The sequence below is a fragment of the Nitrobacter vulgaris genome (assembly GCF_002028545.1).
Taxonomy (GTDB): Bacteria; Pseudomonadota; Alphaproteobacteria; order Rhizobiales; family Xanthobacteraceae; genus Nitrobacter; species Nitrobacter vulgaris.
In genome coordinates, this window is sequence record NZ_MWPQ01000040.1 from 270,213 (window position 1) to 289,954 (window position 19,742).

The 19,742-nt window shown below is 60.2% G+C and carries 18 protein-coding genes; 3 read left to right on the forward strand and 15 right to left on the reverse strand.

Translation table 11 applies throughout. The features are described 5' to 3' along the window. Positions 1 to 19 precede the first annotated feature (19 nt). The 3 genes from B2M20_RS10510 to B2M20_RS10520 form a co-directional block, all read right to left on the reverse strand. Positions 20 to 1,432 (reverse strand): SPOR domain-containing protein, encoded by a 1,413-nt coding sequence (locus B2M20_RS10510; protein ID WP_079447049.1) that lies wholly within the window; start codon positions 1,430 to 1,432, stop codon positions 20 to 22. A gap of 101 nt (positions 1,433 to 1,533) precedes the next feature. Continuing rightward, positions 1,534 to 3,327 (reverse strand): arginine--tRNA ligase, encoded by a 1,794-nt coding sequence (gene argS / locus B2M20_RS10515; protein ID WP_079446970.1) that lies wholly within the window; start codon positions 3,325 to 3,327, stop codon positions 1,534 to 1,536. Between the two features lie 38 nt (positions 3,328 to 3,365). Next, positions 3,366 to 4,580, reverse strand: coding sequence for a deoxyguanosinetriphosphate triphosphohydrolase (locus B2M20_RS10520; protein WP_173815978.1), 1,215 nt, complete (start codon positions 4,578 to 4,580; stop codon positions 3,366 to 3,368). A 110-nt stretch (positions 4,581 to 4,690) separates the two neighbouring features. Between B2M20_RS10520 and erpA the strand changes: the two genes are divergently transcribed. Both erpA and xth read left to right on the forward strand, forming a co-directional pair. Further along, positions 4,691 to 5,023: an iron-sulfur cluster insertion protein ErpA gene (erpA, locus tag B2M20_RS10525; protein ID WP_079446972.1), complete on the forward strand. Its 333-nt coding sequence runs from the start codon at positions 4,691 to 4,693 to the stop codon at positions 5,021 to 5,023. Positions 5,024 to 5,123: 100 nt separating this feature from the next. Beyond that, positions 5,124 to 5,924 carry an exodeoxyribonuclease III gene (gene xth, locus B2M20_RS10530; RefSeq protein ID WP_079446973.1) on the forward strand — a complete coding sequence of 267 codons (801 nt, stop codon included), beginning with the start codon at positions 5,124 to 5,126 and terminating at the stop codon, positions 5,922 to 5,924. 64 nt (positions 5,925 to 5,988) lie between these two features. Here the strand turns inward: xth and B2M20_RS10535 are convergent, their stop codons facing one another. From B2M20_RS10535 to B2M20_RS10590, 11 genes are all read right to left on the reverse strand, one after another. Next, positions 5,989 to 6,804, reverse strand: a complete 816-nt coding sequence (locus B2M20_RS10535) for a tetratricopeptide repeat protein (protein ID WP_087881154.1) — start codon at positions 6,802 to 6,804, stop codon at positions 5,989 to 5,991. Then, the gene (locus B2M20_RS10540) at positions 6,791 to 7,147 is read right to left on the reverse strand and encodes a hypothetical protein (RefSeq protein WP_079446975.1); all 357 of its coding nucleotides are present in this window, start codon (positions 7,145 to 7,147) and stop codon (positions 6,791 to 6,793) included. The genes B2M20_RS10535 and B2M20_RS10540 overlap by 14 nt, the downstream gene beginning before the upstream one ends. 341 nt (positions 7,148 to 7,488) lie before the next feature. Further along, complete coding sequence (gene lpdA / locus B2M20_RS10545; protein WP_079446976.1) at positions 7,489 to 8,910, reverse strand: dihydrolipoyl dehydrogenase; 1,422 nt, start codon at positions 8,908 to 8,910, stop codon at positions 7,489 to 7,491. Positions 8,911 to 8,928: 18 nt separating this feature from the next. Beyond that, entirely contained in the window at positions 8,929 to 9,894 is a 966-nt protein-coding gene (locus B2M20_RS10550) for an OmpA family protein (protein ID WP_079446977.1), read from the reverse strand. 538 nt (positions 9,895 to 10,432) lie between these two features. After that, entirely contained in the window at positions 10,433 to 11,797 is a 1,365-nt protein-coding gene (locus B2M20_RS10560; protein ID WP_079446979.1) for a pyruvate dehydrogenase complex dihydrolipoamide acetyltransferase, read from the reverse strand. A 12-nt stretch (positions 11,798 to 11,809) separates the two neighbouring features. Then, on the reverse strand, positions 11,810 to 13,231 hold the full coding sequence (locus B2M20_RS10565; RefSeq protein ID WP_079446980.1) for a pyruvate dehydrogenase complex E1 component subunit beta: 1,422 nt from the start codon (positions 13,229 to 13,231) through the stop codon (positions 11,810 to 11,812). A gap of 26 nt (positions 13,232 to 13,257) precedes the next feature. Then, entirely contained in the window at positions 13,258 to 14,280 is a 1,023-nt protein-coding gene (gene pdhA, locus B2M20_RS10570; protein ID WP_079446981.1) for a pyruvate dehydrogenase (acetyl-transferring) E1 component subunit alpha, read from the reverse strand. 189 nt (positions 14,281 to 14,469) lie between these two features. After that, complete coding sequence (locus tag B2M20_RS10575; protein WP_079446982.1) at positions 14,470 to 14,787, reverse strand: FtsB family cell division protein; 318 nt, start codon at positions 14,785 to 14,787, stop codon at positions 14,470 to 14,472. Positions 14,788 to 14,847: 60 nt separating this feature from the next. Next, on the reverse strand, positions 14,848 to 15,405 hold the full coding sequence (locus B2M20_RS10580) for an NADPH-dependent FMN reductase (RefSeq protein WP_079446983.1): 558 nt from the start codon (positions 15,403 to 15,405) through the stop codon (positions 14,848 to 14,850). 130 nt (positions 15,406 to 15,535) lie between these two features. After that, a complete protein-coding gene (locus B2M20_RS10585; RefSeq protein WP_079446984.1) occupies positions 15,536 to 16,123 on the reverse strand; it encodes a protein-S-isoprenylcysteine O-methyltransferase in 588 nt (195 codons plus the stop codon). Between the two features lie 15 nt (positions 16,124 to 16,138). After that, the gene (locus tag B2M20_RS10590; RefSeq protein ID WP_079446985.1) at positions 16,139 to 17,392 is read right to left on the reverse strand and encodes a hypothetical protein; all 1,254 of its coding nucleotides are present in this window, start codon (positions 17,390 to 17,392) and stop codon (positions 16,139 to 16,141) included. Positions 17,393 to 17,613: 221 nt separating this feature from the next. On the opposite strand from B2M20_RS10590, the gene B2M20_RS10595 reads away from it, so the two are divergent. Continuing rightward, the gene (locus B2M20_RS10595) at positions 17,614 to 18,288 is read left to right on the forward strand and encodes a thioesterase domain-containing protein (RefSeq protein ID WP_079446986.1); all 675 of its coding nucleotides are present in this window, start codon (positions 17,614 to 17,616) and stop codon (positions 18,286 to 18,288) included. Between the two features lie 100 nt (positions 18,289 to 18,388). On the opposite strand, the gene eno is transcribed toward B2M20_RS10595, so the two are convergent. Beyond that, positions 18,389 to 19,672 carry a phosphopyruvate hydratase gene (gene eno, locus B2M20_RS10600; protein WP_079446987.1) on the reverse strand — a complete coding sequence of 428 codons (1,284 nt, stop codon included), beginning with the start codon at positions 19,670 to 19,672 and terminating at the stop codon, positions 18,389 to 18,391. Positions 19,673 to 19,742: the final 70 nt, after the last annotated feature.

Consider the following 19,742-nt stretch of genomic DNA (forward strand, 5'->3'; position numbering starts at 1 on the left):
ACGGTCAAGGAATCGGCCGTTAATTCCTTTGGACGACGCACTGTCCGCCGGCCGATTTGAGGCTTCCGCAGAAACGCGAGGCCTCCTCGGAGGAACCGAACGGACCGACCATGGCACGATAGTAGACACCCTTGGCGCCAAGGTCTGCGCGTTTGATTAAAGGAGCGCGCGATCCCAGCACCGGGAATTTACCCTGCAGGTGCCGGAACGATGCCCGCGCGTCCGCCTCGTTACGCTGAGAGGAAACCTGCACCAAATAACCCCCAGTACTGGCGACGACCGGCGCCTGCTGGGTCGGATTGGTCGAAGCTATTCGGGTGCGCGGTTCGGCAGCCTGTGGTGACACCGACTGAGGCGCATTTGCCCCGGATGCAGGACCCGTGGGAGTCGTATGCCGAGATTCGGAGGACTCAGGCCGCGCAACGGCCGCCGCCGTTAGATCGGCCGGATCACCACGGACCGTCAGGGTCCTGACCCTGTGTGGTTCATCGCCAGCAACTGTTCCGTTTGCCGCCGTCGCGGGAGGCTTGATGTTCGGAGCCACGCTTGCTGCGGACGGCGGATGGCCGTTCTGGTTCAACGGCGGGAATACAACACGCGGGCCGGCGTTAACGGCATCCTTAACGTTGACTGGCTGCTCTTCGCGAGACACCATCTGCTCGGTACCGTTCTCCGAGGACATTCGGTCCTGAAGCAACTTGCCAACGGCATCCCCGGAAGTGGCCTGCTGAGGCACAATCTTGTTCGGTTCGGTGTTGGCCCTTATGACCGGCGGCTCACCTTTCGGGGCATTTCCAACAAAGGTGCGATAAGCATACGCCGCACCAGTACCGACCACGGCGAGCACTAAAACCGCGACCACGGTTGCCATTTTGCCGCGACGCCCGGGCGCCGGATCAACTTCCTCATAACCGTTCTCGTAGCCGAATGGCGCTTCCGTATAGGTCTCGCGCGGAAACTGGCCTTCATACGCGTCGCGTGGAACATGATCCCCATACGCATACGCCGGCTGCTCGTCCGGCCGCCTCCCGTACAGCACGTCGTCATAACGGTCAGCCTGATAATATGACTCTGGCTCAGGCGGCTGATGCTGATTGTCGGGATAAACCGCCGCGCGCCGCAGAACCGGATGCGGCGGGGATTCGAACTGCTCCGGCGAAGGATCAGGTTGGGCCATTCGCCTCTGAATCCACTGCGGCGGACTGGCTGGAACCTCATCCTCTGCGGTGGGCTGCGGCTCAAAATGATCTACGGGATCATCCACCGGAGCCACCGGTGCTACTCGTTTGACATCGCCGAAGGGATCAGTCTGACCAATCAGACGCGCAAGTTCCGCAAGCGGATCCGGCTCGGGGGGAGTTGTCGCGCCCCGATCGTCGCGCCCGTAATCATCGTCCTCCGGGAAAGGTCTGTCCTGATATCGATGAGCCATTGTGATGTCGCGTCCCTTTCGGAAAGGCGCCAACTCGCTCGTTCTAAACGAAACAGCTGCCAATCAAGCCCATCACGATCCCCTTCATGATGGCTAAACCACTATCGCATCTCGGTCGGCGCGTGAACGCCGAGAACGGCAAGTCCGGATGCCAGAACAGCGACAACACCCTGAACCAGCGCCAACCGTGCCCTGGTTATTTGTGCATCATTATTGATAATGAAGCGTAAATGAGGCAAATCGCGCCCTTTCGTCCAAAGCGCGTGAAATTCACTTGCAAGATCATACAGGTAGAATGCGATCCGGTGCGGTTCGTGTGCCACCGCGGCCGCTTCGACGGTTCGCGGGTAGAGCGCGAGCCGCCGCAGCAATCCGAGTTCCGCCGGATCGGACAGCCGTTCCATAGCCGCCGCCCCGAGGAAATCCCTCCGCGCCGCATCTGTTTCAGGAAGGTCCGGGAACACTTCCCGCGCGTTGCGGAAGATCGAGAACCCGCGGGCGTGGCCGTACTGTACGTAGAACACCGGGTTGTCCTTCGACTGCTCGATGACTTTGGCAAGATCGAAATCCAACACCGCGTCATTCTTGCGGAATAGCATCATGAAGCGGACGGCGTCGGAGCCGACTTCATCGACCACTTCGCGCAACGTCACGAAATCCCCGGCGCGCTTCGACATCTTCACCGGCTCGCCGTTGCGCAACAGCTTGACGAGCTGCACGATCTTGACGTCGAGCGTCGCCTTGCCTGCGGTAACGGCTTTGATCGCTGCCTGAACGCGCTTGATGTAACCGCCGTGATCGGCTCCCCAGACATCGACCATGTTGAGGAAGCCGCGGTCGAATTTCGTCTTGTGATAGGCGATATCGGAGGCGAAGTAGGTGTAACCGCCATCCGATTTTTTCAGCGGACGATCGACATCGTCGCCGTAGGCTGTGGCGCGGAACAGAGTTTGCTCGCGATCCTCGTAGTCCTCTACCGGAGCGCCCTTCGGCGGCGGCAATCGACCCTCATAGACGTCGCCCTTCTGTCGCAGAAAATCGATGGTGGCGGCGACTCGGTCCATACCGCCCTCAATCAGCGAGCGCTCCGAGAAGAACATCTCGTGGCGGATGTTCAGCGCGTCGAGATCGCCCCTGATCATCTCCATCATCATGGCGATCGCGATGGCGCGCACGATGGGAAGCCATTCGGCTTCCGGCGCCCTCAACAACTTGTCGCCGTGCTCGTCGGCAAGCGCCTGCCCGACTGGCTTCAGATAGTCGCCGGGGTAAAGCCCTTCCGGAATTTCGCCGATGTTTTCGCCGAGTGCCTCGCGATAGCGCAGGAATGCCGAGCGCGCGAGCACGTCGACCTGCGCGCCCGCATCGTTGATGTAGTATTCGCGCGTGACGTCATAGCCGGCGAATGACAAAAGGCTCGCCAGCGCGTCGCCAAACACCGCGCCGCGGCAATGTCCGACATGCATGGGGCCGGTTGGATTGGCGGAGACGTATTCGACATTGACCTTTTCGCCCGCGCCGGCCGCGCTGCGGCCATAGCCCTCGCCTTCGCGCAGCAGGTCGCGCAGTACATTAGACCAGACCTGCAACTTCAGGGTCAAATTGATGAAACCGGGACCAGCAATCTCGGCGTTTTCGACCAAGTCGTCAGCGCGCAGTTTTGTCACGATCCGTTCGGCAAGATCGCGCGGCTTGGTCTTGGCGTCCTTCGCCAGAACCATGGCAGCGTTGGTCGCCATGTCACCATGGGCGGCATCTTTCGGCGGCTCAACCACGATCCGCGACAGATCAAGCCCGGCCGGCAGCGCTTCGTCTTCCACGAGCGCGGCGCACGCCTTAAGCACGCGCGCAAGCACATCCGCGAAAAGATGCTGCGATGGACTGGAATTGGTCATGATTTCTGCGATTTGAGTGGACCTGGAATACGCGCCGCCTAACGCAATTCCGGAGTCGAGTCAAAAAGACGCCTGTGCTCGTTGATAGCGAACCGGTCGGTCATCCCGGCGATGAAATTGCCAACCCTGCGCGCTTTTTCGGCATCGAATTCGCGGTTGTTGCCATTCTCCGGCAGCCATTCGGCAGGCAGCGCCGCCGGATCGTCGCGGTAGCGTACAAACAGGTCCCGAACAATAGTCTCGGCCTGGTCCATCACCCGCACGACGCGGAGATGGCGATACATCCGTTGTTTGAGAAACGCCTTGATCCGAGTCTCGGCCTCTGCCACCTCCGTCGGAAAGGCAAGCAGCGGCGCAGAGTGCCGCCGCACGTCATCGACCAACCGCGGCTGCGCAACGGCAAGCCGCGTGCCCGCCTCGGACAAAACGGCCATGATCAGATAGGAGATCAGCTCACGCACCAATTCGGCGCCGCGCCGGCCATGATCCAGCGTCGGATGACGGCGTGTGATATCGGCGATTATTCCGTCAGTTAACGGCATTTCCTTAAGATCATCGACAGCGAACAAGCCGGCGCGCAAGCCATCGTCGATGTCATGGGTGTTATAGGCGATGTCGTCGGCAATGGCCGCAACCTGCGCCTCGAGCGAGGCGAAGCTCCATAGCTCCAGATCGCAGGTCCGGTTGAAATCGACGATACCCAGTGGAACGCCGCGACACTGATAACGTCCAATGGCGTTCCCCGCGGCATCCGTCAGCGGACCGTTGTGCTTGACGATCCCCTCTAGCGTTTCCCAGGTGAGGTTAAGGCCATCGAAATCCGGGTAGCGGTGTTCCAAAAGGGTTACGATCCGCAGCGTCTGCGCGTTGTGGTCGAAACCGCCATACGGACCGAGACAGAGGTCCAGCGCCCGTTCGCCGGCGTGGCCGAACGGCGGATGGCCGAGATCATGCGCCAGCGCCAGCGCTTCCGTCAGATCCTCATCGAGCCCGAGCTGCCGGGCCAGCGCGCGGGCGATCTGCGCCACCTCGAGGGTATGGGTGAGCCGGGTCCGGAAGTGATCGCCCTCATGATAGACGAATACCTGGGTCTTGTGTTTCAGCCGCCGGAACGCCGTCGAATGGATCACCCGGTCGCAATCGCGCCGGAACGCGCTGCGGGTCCGGCTCGGCGGCTCGTCATACAACCGACCGCGGCTGCGGTCGGGCTCGCTGGCAAAAGGCGCGCGGGGAGCTGCCATTCCGACTGCCACGGCACTTGCCCCCTTCCGATCGTTTGATTCTGTCGTCCGGGCACTTAACTATGGCTTGCGGGTAATTCAAAATATTGGACAATATCCGCCATCTCATACGGAGTCGCAGGATGACAGAAACCAACATCACCGTCAGCGAGCGCGCGGCGCGGCGGATCGGGGAAATCCTGAAATCCGAGGGTAACGGCGCCATGTTGCGCATCAGCGTCGAAGGCGGCGGCTGCTCGGGCTTTCAATACAAATTCGACATCGAACGGGCCAAAGCGGACGATGATCTGGTGATCGCGCGAGATTCCGCAGTGGTGCTCGTCGATCCAGCCTCCGTCCCGTTCCTGAGCGGGTCCGAAGTCGATTTCGTTGACGATCTTATCGGAGCGTCGTTCCGCGTGGTCAATCCGAACGCCACCGCGTCCTGCGGCTGCGGCACCAGCTTTTCGATCTAGGCTTTCATGTCATGCGCGGGTTTAACCCGCTCCTCCGCCGAAAGAAGACCTTTGCGCGGGATTGCCCGATCATGTCGGTCATCGCACGCGGGACCGTCTCATGCGCATAGCCACCTGGAACGTCAATTCGGTCCGGCAGCGCCTGGATCACCTGCTCGCCTGGCTGCGGGAGACCGCGCCCGATGTCGTCTGTCTCCAGGAAATCAAATGCGTTGATGAACAATTCCCGCGCGAAGCCATTGAGGCGCTCGGCTACAATGTGGTGACGCACGGTCAGAAGACTTTTAATGGCGTGGCGCTGCTATCGAAGTTCCCGTTCGACGAAACCCGGCCCCGGCTGGCCGGCGATGACGACGACGTACAGTCGCGATTCCTTGAAGGCGTTGTCTCACTCAAACAAGGGGTCGTCCGGATCGCCTGTCTCTATTTGCCCAATGGAAATCCGCCGAACACCGATAAATATCCTTACAAACTCAAGTGGATATCCCGACTTATTGAGTATTCAAAAGAGCAGCTGAAAAGCGAAGAATCCTTCGTACTTGCGGGCGATTTTAACGTCATCCCTACAGCGGGTGACGTGTACAACCCTTCCGCATGGGTCGATGATGCCTTGTTTCGCCCGCAAACACGGCAAGCGTTTCAGACGTTGCTCGGGCTGGGCCTGACCGACGCGTTACGAGCGGTGTCGGATGCCGCGGGGGAATATACCTTCTGGGATTATCAGGCCGGCGCCTGGCAGAAGAACAACGGATTGCGGATCGATCATCTGTTGCTGTCGCCGCAGGCCAGTGACCGGCTCAGCGGAGTAGGAATCGATCGTCATGTCCGCGGCTGGGAGAAGGCGTCGGACCATGTTCCCGTCTGGATCGATCTGGAGCTGGACCCCGCCGGACAGCCTTAGCGACGCAGTCTTCTTGTTTTCGAGATTTCAGAGCTATACGGCGGACCGCTACCGCACTTCCGCGCTAGTCCCGCCGTCCCTGCACCCAGTGCTCCAGCATCTGCAGCGCCATGGCGCGGTCGTCTTCCGAAGCCTTCGCGATCGCCTTATTGTAACTCTCGGTGATCCAGGTCTCGTCCGGCTGAGCGGCATCGCGTGCCAGCGTCAGCCACATCAGCCCGCGCGCAGCCTGCCGGGGTAACTGATCGCCGACAAACAGCATCTTGCCGAGCATCGCCTGCGCCTGATGCTGGCCCTTTTGCGCCGCAAGACCTAGCCAACGAGCGCCGTACTTGACATCGTGAGGAGCTCCGACCCCTTTCAGATAAAGCCGCGCCAGATCGTATTGCGCATCGGCATTGCCGAAGTAGGAGGCCGCATAGGAAAACATCTCTCGCGCGCGCTCGGCGTCGCGCTTGATGGTCGAGTTAGGAATCCCCTGTAGGTAATAGCGTCCAAGCGCAACAAACGCATTGGCCACAACGGGGGCCTGCGGTGCCGAAGGGCTGTCCTCGGCATGCGCATTGGCAATACGGCTGAAGTACTGGAAAGCGCGTAGATCATCCTGGGTGACGCCATCGCCGTTGGCGTACATACGCCCCAGCCGCCACTGGGCAATCGGGTGCCCACCCTCGGCCGCATACTGCAGGGCTGTCAACGACGCGCTCGGGGCCACCGCCTTTTTCAGCGTCTCCCCACCAGCGAGGGGCGCAGAGGCTACGGGAAGCGCCGCGGCGGCATCCTGCTGTCCGGCCACGGTTCCATCGAAGGCAAAGGCCGACGCGCTCACGCACGCCACGCTCCACGCCAACGCAAAAGCTGTGCTCCTAGCCATCCGCATAACGCAACTTCTCGAACATCCCGCCCGAATAGGTCAGGGTACCACTAAACATTTGTCCAAACTGCCGAGCGTATTTTGTGCGCTCGCCGGATGTAGGATTAGTCGCGCCGATCCGCCATTCGGTCTCGCGGTCAAGGCATCGGGCAAAAATCAAATTTACGTCAGAAGGCCGGCCGACCGCCGTTACGATCCGCGTGTCGCCAACAACGATCGCGAGCCCGGCAGGGTTAAGAGAAACGATCCATCGCGCGCCATACGAACCCGAACGGCCGGGCACGCGCTTCTGACCTTCCGCGAGGTGACGGTTCGACAGCCTGCCCTTGATGCCCGCCTCGACGTCCATCGCGAACCCACTCCTCCCAGCGGCCATTTTTTCTGAAGACGCTTCCGGGACGTCCGAGCCACCAAAAGCGCCAGCCTTTTAGCCGACGGGTAAATTCTTCACGAAGGGGTGTGGCTAAATAGCGGCGTCTGCAAGAGCCACCTGTTTGTAGGGTTAAATGACCGGCTGGTGTTGCGACCTGGCAACAACGATATCGCGGGGCAACATGCTCTGTTGCTCTGCGATATGTACCCTCAATCAATAACTCGCGCGGATTCTGACCGAGCAATGTCCAGTTTTGCGGTAGTCCGAGCAGGCTAAATCCGAGCCTGCGCGGTTGCTGTCCAAACCCGCTATTGCTCTTACATGTTCAGCACGCGCCCGTAGGCGTCGAGGACCGCTTCCTTCATCATTTCCGAGAGCGTCGGATGCGGGAAGATGGTGTGCATCAATTCCTGCTCGGTCGTCTCCAGGTTCATCGCAACCACGTAACCCTGGATCAGTTCGGTGACTTCCGCGCCGACCATGTGCGCGCCGAGCAATTGCCCAGTCATCTTGTCGAAGATGACCTTCACCAGCCCCTGATCCTCGCCCAGCGCGATGGCCTTGCCGTTGCCTGCGAACGGGAAGCGGCCGACACGGATGTCCTTGCCCGCCTCCTTGGCCTTGGCTTCGGTCAGGCCGACAGACGCGATTTGCGGGTGACAATAAGTGCAACCCGGGATCAGCAGCTTGTCCATTGGGTGCGTTTTCAGCCCCTTGATGGTTTCGATGCAGATGACCCCCTCATGCTCGGCCTTATGCGCCAACATCGGCGGTCCCGCGACATCGCCGATCGCGTAAATGCCAGGTACGTTGGTTCTGCCATGGCCGTCGATCACGATGCAGCCACGATCAGTTTTCACGCCGAGCTTTTCCAATCCGAGATTTTCGATATTGCCGACCACGCCGACCGCCGAAATCACCCGCTCGAACTCGGCGGTAACCGGCTTGCCATCGCCTGCGTCAATGGTGGCGACGACGCTGTCCGCCTTCCTGTCGAGCTTGGTCACCTTGGCACCGGTCATGATCTTGATGCCCTGCTTCTCGAACTGCTTGCGGGCAAGGCCGGCGATCTCGGCATCCTCCACGGGGAGGATCTGCGGCAGCACCTCAACAACTGTGACCTCGGCCCCCATGGTGCGGAAGAATGAGGCGAATTCGATGCCGATCGCGCCGGAGCCGACGACGAGCAGGGACTTGGGCACGCGATCGGGCACCATCGCCTCGAAATAGGTCCAGACCAGCTTCTGGTCGCCTTCCAGCCCCGGCAGCACGCGCGGCCGCGCCCCGGTCGCGACGATGATGTGCTTGGCCTGATAGCTGCCCGCACCCAGCACGCCCTTCGGCGCATCGGCGCTGCCCGCCTTCACCGTGATCCTTCCGGGCGCATCGATGGATGCATCGCCCCAGATCACGGTGATCTTGTTCTTCTTCATCAGGAAGCCGACGCCTTCGTTGAGGCGCTTGGACACGCCGCGTGAGCGCTGCACGACGGCCTTCGGATCGTAGCTCACATTCTCCGCCGACAGGCCGTAATCCTTGGCATGCTGCATGTAATGATAGATTTCCGCCGAGCGCAGCAGCGCCTTGGTCGGAATGCAGCCCCAGTTCAGGCAGATGCCGCCGAGATGTTGCTTCTCGACGATTGCTGTCTTGAATCCAAGCTGGGCGGCACGGATCGCGGTGACGTAACCGCCCGGACCGGAGCCAATGATGACGATGTCGAAGGAGGTATCAGGCATGGCTTCTGCTTTCTGTCCTCAATTCGTGGCGTCTACCAGCTCGACCCGCCGGTTCAGCGCACGACCTTCTTCGGTGCGGTTGGTCGCCATCGGGGAGGCCATCCCGACTCCAAGTGGAGTCAGACGCGCCGCGACGACGCCATAGTCGCGGCTAAGGGTCTCAACAATGGATCGTGCGCGGCGATACGACAGGTCGCGGTTGTAGTCGAGCGCTCCCTTGGAATCGGTATGCCCGACAATCAGCACTTTCATATTGGGCTGCTCATTTAAGAGCTTGGCGATCTCTTCGATCTGCGGTTTCGAATCGGAACGCATGGTGTCTTTGTCGAAGTCGAACAGGATGCCGTGAACCGCGACACGTCCCTGTGCCATGATATCACGCTGCATGGCGGACGAGTCCACCACCACCATCCGTTCCTCCATTGGCTTGACTTCGGTGATTTCGAGAAGCGCCAGTGCACGGTCCTTGAGCGGTCCACCACCCGAGCGGTGCATGATGACATAGAGCGAGGCATAGACGTCGCCTTCGGCCCGCTTGAGTCGCGCGGCAATGTAGCGCTGGTCGGCCTGCTGGTCTCCGAACAGCATGTAGAGCGGGTCGCCGGCGATAGCGAGGCTGAAGTTTCGCCCGCCGCATGCCTCGCGCTCGCAAGTGAAGAGCGTCTCGAAGCCGGCTTTCTTGATCGCCTGCTCGTAGTTGCGGAACACCTCCAATGCCGCGCGGCCTTCCGGCATCTTGTAGGAGATCTGCGTGAACTTACCCTCCAGCGGGGTCACGGAATTTGGATTCCTATCCTTTCCGCCGTGATCTCTAACGGGCGCGGTCACAAGCTTGTAATCAGTAAACGCTTCCTGCTTGTACCGGGTGATCTCCGAGCCGTCATAACGCGGCAGCAACGGATGATCCTTGCCGCCCTTGATGTCCGCTGCTTGCACGGACGCCGCGACCAGAACCACACCAAGAGACATCAGGAAGGTCCGCATCTTTTTTCCTTCACAGGATTTAGTCTGACTTATAGCCTGCACGTCTTTTACCAAGCGCAGACCGCACGATTCGCGCCAGTCCCGTCATCGGCTCTGCGGCGGGCGACGCGGCGACATAACCGCCGGGCCCAGAACCGATGATGATGACGTTGAAGGACGTATCAGTTATTTCCTGGTAGTTATTTGTTCAATTGCGGCGTCGGCGACGACTGTCTTGGCTATTTTCACAAGCCGCGCTGTCCAGACCTTTCCGTAGCCGGTCTTAAATCCCTTGCCGTTCCAAACACGCGCAATATCGTCAGCCGACACAAAGTTGCATTTCCTCGCCAACGCAAGTTCTGTTCGAAGTCTACTTAAGTATATCGTCCAACCCGACGTTTTCATCCCGAGTTCAAGTCTGTCGCTGCTACTAACTTCGTAACGACGAAGAGCGGCCTTTTCCTTCTCCATAGTCTCAATCTGTCTCATGACTCTGTTTGCGAGCGCCGTAGAATCTCGCTCACCAATTGGCTGACGCGCTCTTCTTTTATTGCGCATATCACACCATCATCATCACGGGGTTTTCGATCAGTGTCTTGAACGCGCCGATCAGCTCCGCGCCGAGCGCGCCGTCCACCGCGCGGTGATCACAGGACAGCGTTACGCTCATGATGTGCGCGGCCTCGATCTTGCCGCCCCGCACGACTGCGCGCTCCTCGCTGGCGCCGACCGCGAGGATGGTGGCGTGCGGCGGGTTGATGACGGCGGTGAAATCCTTGATGCCGTACATGCCGAGATTCGAGACCGCCGTGGTGCCGCCCTGATATTCCTCGGGCTTGAGCTTTCGCGCCCGCGCCCGCGCGGCGAAGTCCTTCATTTCGGACGAGATCGCAGAGAGCGATTTTGCTTCCGCCTTGCGGATAATCGGCGTGATCAAGCCGCCCGGCATCGCAACCGCGACTCCGACATCGGAATGCTTGTGTTTAAGCATACCACCTTCCGTCCAGCTGACGTTGGCATTCGGCACGCGCTGCAACGCCACCGCCATCGCCTTGATGACGAAGTCGTTGACCGAGAGCTTGTAGAGCGGCTTCTTCTCCTTGTCCTTCGGCGCCGACGCGTTGATGTCCTCGCGCGCGGACAGCAGCCGTCCGATGTCGCAGTCCATCGTCAGATAGAAGTGCGGAACGTTCTGGATCGAAGCGGTCAGGCGCTGCGCGATCGTGCGGCGCATGTTGTCATGCGGGACGAGTTCGTAGGAGCCGTCCTCGAACAGCGACAGAATTTGCTTGTCCGACATCGAAGGCGCGATCGAAGGCGCACCTGCTGGTGTGGTCGCCGACGCCTTCAAGCCTTTGCCGGATTTCGCCTGCTCCACGTCGCGGGCGACGACACGTCCATGCGGGCCGCTGCCTTCAATGCGCGCCAGGTCGATGCCGGCTTCGCTTGCGAGCCGCCGCGCCAACGGCGAGGAGAAGATGCGGGCGTGACCGTTCGCTCGCTGCGCCGCTTGAGTTTCTGACGATGCAGGCTTAGGCGCGGGCGCACTGGAGGAAAGGTCGGCGATTCGAGTTGCACCTCCGCTAACAGCTTTCGTGTATGCTTTGGATTCTGCTTTTGCTTCGGCCTTCGGCTCGCTTTTCGAAGACGCGCCGCCGCCGGCGGCAGCCTTCACGTCCTCGCCGTCACTGGCGAGCACCGCGATCACGTTGTTGACTGGCACATCCTGCGTACCTTCCGGCACCAGGATTTTCGCGATGGTGCCCTCATCCACCGCCTCGACTTCCATGGTCGCCTTGTCGGTCTCGATCTCGGCAATGACGTCGCCAGACCTGACCTTGTCGCCCTCCTTCTTGAGCCACTTGGCGAGGTTGCCCTTTTCCATCGTCGGCGACAGCGCGGGCATCAGAATGTTAATCGGCATGACTGACCCCGCTCACCGATAACAGACGGCCTTGGCCGCCGCGACGACTTCGGCCACCGACGGCAGCGCCAGCTTTTCGAGGTTGGCCGCATACGGCATCGGCACGTCCCTGCCCGAAACGCGCGTCACCGGCGCATCGAGATAATCGAATGCGTGCTCCATGATGCGCGCGGCGATCTCGGCGCCGACGCCAGATTGCTGCCAGCCCTCCTCCACGGTCACCGCGCGGCCGGTCTTCCGCACCGATGCCACGATTGTTTCGGTGTCCATCGGGCGCAGCGTACGCAAGTCGACGACTTCGGCCTCGATGCCCTCCTTGGCGAGTTCATCCGCGGCCTTCAATGCGTAGGTCATACCGTTCGACCACGAGACCAGCGTAACGTGCTGACCGGCACGCGCGATCCGCGCCTTGCCGATCGGCAGCACATAGTCGTCGAGTTTCGGCACCGGACCGGTGTGTCCATATAAGATTTCATTTTCGAGGAAAATCACCGGATTAGGATCGCGGATCGCGGCTTTCAAAAGTCCTTTGTAGTCGGCGGCGGAATACGGCGCGACCACCTTGAGGCCCGGGATTTGCGAGTACCACGCCGAATAGTCCTGACTGTGCTGGGCCGCGACGCGCGACGCGGCGCCGTTGGGGCCGCGGAACACGATTCCGCAGCCCATCTGTCCGCCGGACATGTAAAGCGTCTTGGCAGCCGAATTGATGATCTGGTCGATCGCCTGCATCGCGAAGTTGAAGGTCATGAACTCGACAATCGGCCTCAATCCCGCCATCGCAGCGCCGACGCCGACGCCGGCAAAACCGTGCTCCGTGATCGGCGCGTCGATCACCCGCCGCGCGCCGAATTCCTGCAAGAGACCCTGCGACACCTTGTAGGCACCTTGATATTCGGCGACCTCTTCCCCCAACAAAAAGACGTTGTCGTCGCGGCGCATCTCCTCGGCCATGGCGTCGCGTAGCGCCTCGCGGATGGTCATGGTCACCATCTCGGTGCCGGCAGGAATGTCAGGATCCTCTGGAGTCTCCATCGCCGGTCCGGCAGGCCGTTGCGGATCCGAGATCATCGGCTTGCCCTCGCCAACCGGCGAACGTGATTCCGCAACTTCCTTCGAAGCGTCCTGGACGGAATCGGCCGATGTTTTTGAAGCCTTCGCTTCGATCTTGCCCAGATCGGCCGCGCTCTCGCCATCGGCAAGAATGGTTGCGATCGGCGTGTTTACCGCCACGTCCGCGGTTCCTTCGGGAACGAGTATCTTGCCAAGCGTGCCCTCGTCGGTCGCCTCGACTTCCATGGTCGCCTTGTCGGTCTCGATCTCCGCGATGACGTCGCCAGACTTGATCGTCTCGCCCTCCCTCTTCAGCCACTTAGCGAGGTTGCCTTTCTCCATGGTCGGAGAAAGCGCGGGCATCAGAACTTGGATTGGCATGATCGCTCCGAAAAAGGCTTGCGCGCTCAGCGATAAATATCGGTGTAAAGCTCGGACGCGTCGGGCTCTGGATCGTTTTGCGCGAAGTCCGCGGCCGTATTGACTATCTCGCGCGCGTCCGCGTCGATCTTCTTCAGATCGTCCTCAGGTAGCTTGGCCGCCAGCAGCCGGTTGCGGACCTGTTCGATCGGATCCTGATCGTGTCGAACCTTGTCGACCTCCTCGCGCGTACGGTACTTCGCCGGATCCGACATCGAGTGACCGCGATAACGGTAGGTCTGCATTTCCAGAATGTAGGGACCGTTACCCTCGCGGCACCATTTCACGGCCTTGTCGCCTGCCGCTTTTACGGCCCGAACATCCATACCGTCGACCTGTTCGCCGGGAATGTTGAAGGACACCCCGCGCCGGGAAAAATCCGTCTGCGCCGACGAGCGCGTCACGGACGTGCCCATTGCGTACCGGTTGTTTTCGATGATGTAGACCACCGGGAGTTTCCAGAGCTGCGCCATATTGAAGCTCTCGTAGACCTGGCCCTGATTGGCCGCCCCATCCCCAAAATAGGTGAGACTGACGCGATCGTTGCCGCGATAACGGTTGGCGAAGGCGAGGCCAGTTCCGAGCGACACCTGCGCGCCGACGATGCCGTGGCCGCCGTAGAAACGCTTCTCCTTGCTGAACATGTGCATGGAGCCGCCCTTGCCCTTGGAATAGCCGCCGCGCCGCCCGGTCAGTTCGGCCATCACACCCTTGGCGTCCATGCCGCAGGCCAGCATGTGCCCATGATCGCGATAGCCCGTTATGACCTGATCGCCCTCCTCGAGCGACATCTGCATTCCGACGACGATCGCCTCCTGGCCGATGTAAAGATGACAAAAGCCGCCGATCGCACCCATTCCGTAGAGCTGACCGGCTTTTTCCTCAAAACGGCGGATCAGCAGCATTTCGCGTAACGCGTGAAGGTCTTGCTCGCGCGTGAACGAGGGGGGTGGCTGGCTAGTCGAGCCGTTGCCTACCACCTGCGTGACGCTCTTCTTGGATGCGACCATGGCAATTCCGGATGCGAGAAAGGATCACCCTCTCTAGCCCAAGTCAGGCAACCTTGAAAGCGCGTGATCTTACCGATGTTTGATACGCCACGAAATTCCGTGACCGAAAATCAGCGGTTTTTGAAATTAGACAAAAGCCTTTTGCGAAAAGGATAGAATACCGCGAGCAATGCGCTCCCAACGGCGTTCCTATTTCTGACGGATGATCTGAATCAGATCGCGCGGATTGGCGTAGTCGAGCTGATAACGGACGCGCTCATCGAGCATGTCGGGGTCGATTCCGCTTGACCTTAAAAGCGCGACCCGCTTCTCGCCCTCTGCGCGCTCCGCCTTCAGCCGCTCCAGTTCGGACGTCAGCGCAACGATCTCCTGATCTAGCTCCTGCCGCGCATTCAGCCCGTACTTGCCGATATAGGCGTTAACGCCGAAATAGCCGACGATCATTGCCGCCATCGCATAGAGAGCAAGGCCGGTGAGCAGCGATATGAGTCGTGAGCGCGAAACCATGGCTCGACGATGCGGTCGTCCGGTTAATGCTTCGCTAACAACCAAGGGGCACCCAAGTTGCTATTTTCTATACCGAGCTACCCAGGTGTCGAAAGCGTTGACATAGGCTGCGAGGAACTCGCGCAGTGACGCCTTGACGAGATCTCCCTTCTCATCGAACGCATCACCAATGCCGCCGATATAGGCTTCCGGCTGCTGCAAAACCGGAACGTTGAGAAAAACCAGCGACTGGCGCAGATGATGATTGGCGCCGAAACCGCCGATAGCACCCGGCGAATTGCTGATAACCCCGCCCGGCTTGCCGTTGAAAACGCTCTGCCCATAGGGACGAGATCCGACGTCGATGGCATTTTTCAACACGCCGGGAACGGACCGATTGTATTCGGGCGTCACGAACAGGACAGCGTCAGTTTTCCTGACGCGATCACGAAAACTCACCCAATCAGCCGGCGGCGTCGCTTCCAGATCCTGATTGTAGAAAGACAATCCATTCAGCGTGATGACGTCAAGCTGAAGCGAAGACGGCGCGAGGGTCGTCAAAGCCTTGGCGATTTTCAGCGAAAATGACTCTTTGCGAAGGCTGCCGACGATAACGGCGGTGCTGGATTGGGATGCCATCGAAAATCCTATGGTTGTGCGGCACTCACGCCGGCTGGATTACAACCTGACGACGCGGAGAAGCTGCGGGGCGCAGTCTCTTGCGAGAGACTTAATCATCAAAGAACTTGGCCGGGCCTTCGACCTCCGGTCAATACACGCCGGGAATGATACGGTGTGTTTGCTGCATGTAGCGGCGATAGTCTTCCCCGAACATCTCGATCATCATTCGCTCCTCGAAGCGCACACGCGCGAAAAACAGTACCGCCACAGCGACGATGCCGCTAAAGGCGGCGACGACGTTCGGCAGCAAGCAGGCCTGCGCGATCGCCCACAGCCAGAACGACGCATACATCGGATGACGGATCGTCCGGTACACACCGGTGCGAACAACCCTATGCCCCTCACGCACCTCGAGCGAGGCCGACCATTGCCGACCGAGATCCTTGTGTGACCGGCGGAACAGCCAAAGCGAGAAGGCAAACAATACGCCGCCGAGCACAACGAGACCATAACCCGGATCGTAGGCGCAAGCGCGCGGCCATCCCGTCGCGAGATTGACCATCGGAATGGCAAACAGTCCGACAAAAGACGCCGCCAGAAGCGCGCGCTCTCGCCAGGTACCATCGCGCCGCAACGTCGCAGTGCCCCGCGCCCGCCGGGCGTAGGGATAGCGGATGATAAACCAGGCGACGAGGCCGATAAGCCATATCGTCTGCCCTAGAGCGATCGAAGACATCAGCCGCCGCCGCGCTTACGCAGCGCCGACGGCGGCGCCCGCCAGCCTGGTCGTGGCCGCGGTCACCTCGGATGACGCGCGCTTCAGAAGCGAGCCGTCCTCTCCGAAACGGTCGACACCGCCGCGCGGCGCCGTGATCTCGTCGAACGACAGCGGACCGCAGACGATGAGGCAATGGTCGTAGTTGGCGCGCACGCTGTTTCCCATCAAGAACTTGTAGTGCAACACCATGAAGTTGAACCGGTGGCGCCGGAAGCTAGCCTTGTCCATCATGTCGTGCAACTGCACGCGCCGGATGTTCGGACGTCCGTCGGAGCGCTCGCGGCTGACGCGCTTCAATGTCACCGGATCGAAGCGATAGAAACTGATGGCGTCATCGCGGGCATGATATTCGGTCCAGCGGATTCGGCGCTCGTCGGCGACGGTTTGCGTGGCCTCACGAATGCACCCACCGTGCGAATGCAGTGAGAATTTCGGAATCGTGGCGCCGACGGTCAAGATGCACAGCGAAGGACTGCACCGGGCAAATTCAGGATCGCGCTTGAGCGCTCGCGCGACCGAATCCATGACGAGCGCGGCACCGAGGCAATGGCCGACGATGACGATCTCATCGACGTCGGCGTTGCGAACCCGGTCGAGGATTCGCCCCGCAAACTGATCGATCCGGGCATCCATGCGCGGCCGCCGACCGTAGACGAACTCTCGCGAGAAGATCCAATCGTCGAACACATGATTGATCGGCCATCGCCAGCCTAATAGGTGCAGCAAACCTGCCGTCACGCCCACGGTCACCGCTGCAGTCAGCAGGACTGCTGCAAACCCGGTCACACCCGCTAGTCGAACCAGGCCGTATCCGATGCCCGCGCCGCACGCGGCGAACCCTGCAACATACAGATACGGAAACAGAAAGAAGCCGGCGTATTTCCAGCTTGCATACATGAAACGAAACAGTGTGCCGGTCACAATGAAATCAGCCAGCGTGACGAGGCTCTGCCCGAGGCGCGACCACATGCCTCGCGTGTGATCCTCAAGGATCAAGTCGTCCCATCGCAACATTTCATAGGACGTACGCGTGTTCCAGTTGGGTCCGGACGCCTCGATTACCCAAGACGCGCTAACCGGCGTCGCCTCGATCGCGCTTACGATTTCGGCCCTCACGCCCCACGTGCGTTGAAACACCGACAGTGATCGTTCACAGCGACGATGCTGCTGCTCCGGCGAAATCGGATCGTATCCGCCAATATGAAAGACATGCCGCCGTGCGATCATCCCGCCACTTCCGTAGTCGTCGTCTTTTCAAGCCAAGCAGAGCGACGCAAATTTTCGGGCTGCGAACACGATACCCAACTTCGACCTCGAATACTTCCCTGGAAACACTCCATCTGTGGCGTTTCAATCACAACACACAAGATTTCTAGCAACACACAATTGACGAGAGAATGCGAAGGCGAAATATAGAGTCTTCAAGCGATTCAAAATGGAACTTATTGATGGCTACTGATTGTCCGTCTGCTCGCCGCGGCCTGCGTGCCGGAATCGGAGGTCTTATCCTGTTTGCGCTAGGCGGATTCATGGCGAATTCAGCCCTCGCGCAAACTGTAGCGCCACACAGGCCAGGTCATGTTTATCTTATGCGGGGCCTGTTCAACGTATTTTCGCTAGGCATGGACGAACTGGCCGCGAAGCTTCAGAGAGCGGGCGTGAAGGCCGAAGCCGTGTCCTACACGTCCTGGTCCTCGCTTGCCGACAGCATTACCGCTAATTTTCGTGCCGGAAACCGTGAACCGATCATCCTGATGGGCCATTCCTACGGCGCGGATACGACGATCTCACTGGCACGCAAGCTCAACGAGCGCAGAATTCCGGTCGCGCTGATCGTAAACTTCGATCCGACGGCGCCGGACCGGGTTCCACCTAATGTCCGACGGATCATTAATTTCTACGTGCCCACCGCCTGGGGGCGCCCGGTCGAGGCAAGCAAGCAATTCCATGGTAGCCTGTCTAACCTCAACGAAGGCGGGCAATACAGCCATTTTGACGTCGACAAGGGTGAAGCCCTCCACCGCAAGGCGATCGCTGCCGTGCTTCAGGCCGTCGGCCGGGGCACATATCGCGTCAAGCGACCTGCCAAGCGCGATCATGTCTCCGAAGCCCCAGTGCAGTAAGCGGAGCAACCTCTTCGCCGTTTCAAGCGGCGAGATGCTGCGCGAGTCCTCGTTCTGAAGGAAATCCTGCGTCCGCCGCTGCTTCCGCCTGGTAGTCGCGCTATGCCAACGCCTTCAGCGTCGCACGGCCCGCGTACCTCGCCTGCGAGCCAAGTTGCTGCTCGATGCGAAGTAGCTGATTGTATTTAGCGGCACGATCCGAACGCGACAGCGATCCGGTCTTGATCTGTCCGCAATTGGTGGCGACCGCGAGGTCAGCGATGGTGGAGTCTTCGGTCTCCCCCGAGCGGTGCGACATCACGGCGGTGTAGCCGGCCTTGTACGCCATCTCGACAGCGGCAAGCGTCTCGGTCAACGTGCCGATCTGGTTGACCTTAATGAGAATGGAATTGGCACGCCCATTTCGAATGCCGTCGGCGAGCCGGGTCACGTTGGTAACGAACAGGTCGTCGCCGACAAGTTGGCACGTCTTGCCGATCATGTCGGTGATGATCTTCCAGCCCTCGAAATCGTCCTCGGCCATACCGTCCTCGATTGAGACGATTGGATAGTCAGAGGCCAGCTTGGCGAGATATTTTGCCTGTTCCTCGATCGAACGGGTCTTGCCCTCGCCTCCGTAAACATACTTGCCGTCCTTGAAGAATTCAGTCGAAGCCGGATCGAGCGCCAGCGCCACGTCATCGCCCGGCCTGTACCCAGCCTTGACGATCGCACCCATGATGAAATCGAGCGCCGCACCGGCCGATGGCAGGTCCGGTGCAAAACCACCCTCGTCGCCGACGTTGGTGTTGTGACCGGCCTTCTTCAGCTCGGCTCTCAATGTGTGAAAGATTTCGGCACCGCAGCGCAGCGCGTCCGAGAACGTTTTGGCGCCGACCGGCATGATCATGAATTCCTGAAAGTCGATCGGATTATCGGCGTGCACACCGCCGTTGACGATATTCATCATCGGCACCGGAAGCGTTCGCGCCGTGACGCCGCCGACATAGCGGTACAGCGGTATGTCCAAAGAGTCCGCCGCTGCCCTGGCGAGCGCCAGCGACACGCCGAGAATCGCGTTGGCGCCGAGTCGCCCCTTGTTCGCGGTCCCATCAAGCTCGATCAGAATCTCGTCGATCTGCACCTGCTGCTCGGCATCCATGCCCCCGATCGCATCGAAAATCTCGCCATTCACGGCGTCGACCGCTTTCCTTACGCCCTTGCCGTTATAGCGGCTCTTGTCGTCGTCACGCAGTTCGACCGCCTCATAAGCGCCGGTAGACGCGCCGGACGGCACCGCAGCCCGGCCCATCGCCCCATCTTCGAGCACCACATCGACCTCGACGGTCGGATTGCCGCGGCTGTCGAGAATTTCGCGGCCGATGATGTCGACGATGGCAGTCATAAGAACCTCTTGAATCACTAGATTTTGCGCTGCTTCTACAGCAATGCTTGGGGGGGGGAAAGGCTGTGAA

Bases quoted from the DNA above. Each gene is read 5' to 3' on its own strand.
- B2M20_RS10535 (WP_087881154.1), bottom strand. From the start codon at position 6,804: ATGCGGATGGCTAGGAGCACAGCTTTTGCGTTGGCGTGGAGCGTGGCG.
- B2M20_RS10590 (WP_079446985.1), bottom strand. From the start codon at position 17,392: ATGATCGCACGGCGGCATGTCTTTCATATTGGCGGATACGATCCGATT.
- B2M20_RS10580 (WP_079446983.1), bottom strand. From the start codon at position 15,405: ATGGCATCCCAATCCAGCACCGCCGTTATCGTCGGCAGCCTTCGCAAA.
- B2M20_RS10595 (WP_079446986.1), top strand. From the start codon at position 17,614: ATGGCTACTGATTGTCCGTCTGCTCGCCGCGGCCTGCGTGCCGGAATC.
- erpA (WP_079446972.1), top strand. From the start codon at position 4,691: ATGACAGAAACCAACATCACCGTCAGCGAGCGCGCGGCGCGGCGGATC.
- B2M20_RS10510 (WP_079447049.1), bottom strand. From the start codon at position 1,432: ATGGCTCATCGATATCAGGACAGACCTTTCCCGGAGGACGATGATTAC.
- B2M20_RS10540 (WP_079446975.1), bottom strand. From the start codon at position 7,147: ATGGACGTCGAGGCGGGCATCAAGGGCAGGCTGTCGAACCGTCACCTC.
- eno (WP_079446987.1), bottom strand. From the start codon at position 19,672: ATGACTGCCATCGTCGACATCATCGGCCGCGAAATTCTCGACAGCCGC.
- xth (WP_079446973.1), top strand. From the start codon at position 5,124: ATGCGCATAGCCACCTGGAACGTCAATTCGGTCCGGCAGCGCCTGGAT.
- argS (WP_079446970.1), bottom strand. From the start codon at position 3,327: ATGACCAATTCCAGTCCATCGCAGCATCTTTTCGCGGATGTGCTTGCG.
- B2M20_RS10560 (WP_079446979.1), bottom strand. From the start codon at position 11,797: ATGCCGATTAACATTCTGATGCCCGCGCTGTCGCCGACGATGGAAAAG.
- B2M20_RS10575 (WP_079446982.1), bottom strand. From the start codon at position 14,787: ATGGTTTCGCGCTCACGACTCATATCGCTGCTCACCGGCCTTGCTCTC.
- B2M20_RS10565 (WP_079446980.1), bottom strand. From the start codon at position 13,231: ATGCCAATCCAAGTTCTGATGCCCGCGCTTTCTCCGACCATGGAGAAA.
- pdhA (WP_079446981.1), bottom strand. From the start codon at position 14,280: ATGGTCGCATCCAAGAAGAGCGTCACGCAGGTGGTAGGCAACGGCTCG.
- B2M20_RS10550 (WP_079446977.1), bottom strand. From the start codon at position 9,894: ATGCGGACCTTCCTGATGTCTCTTGGTGTGGTTCTGGTCGCGGCGTCC.
- lpdA (WP_079446976.1), bottom strand. From the start codon at position 8,910: ATGCCTGATACCTCCTTCGACATCGTCATCATTGGCTCCGGTCCGGGC.
- B2M20_RS10585 (WP_079446984.1), bottom strand. From the start codon at position 16,123: ATGTCTTCGATCGCTCTAGGGCAGACGATATGGCTTATCGGCCTCGTC.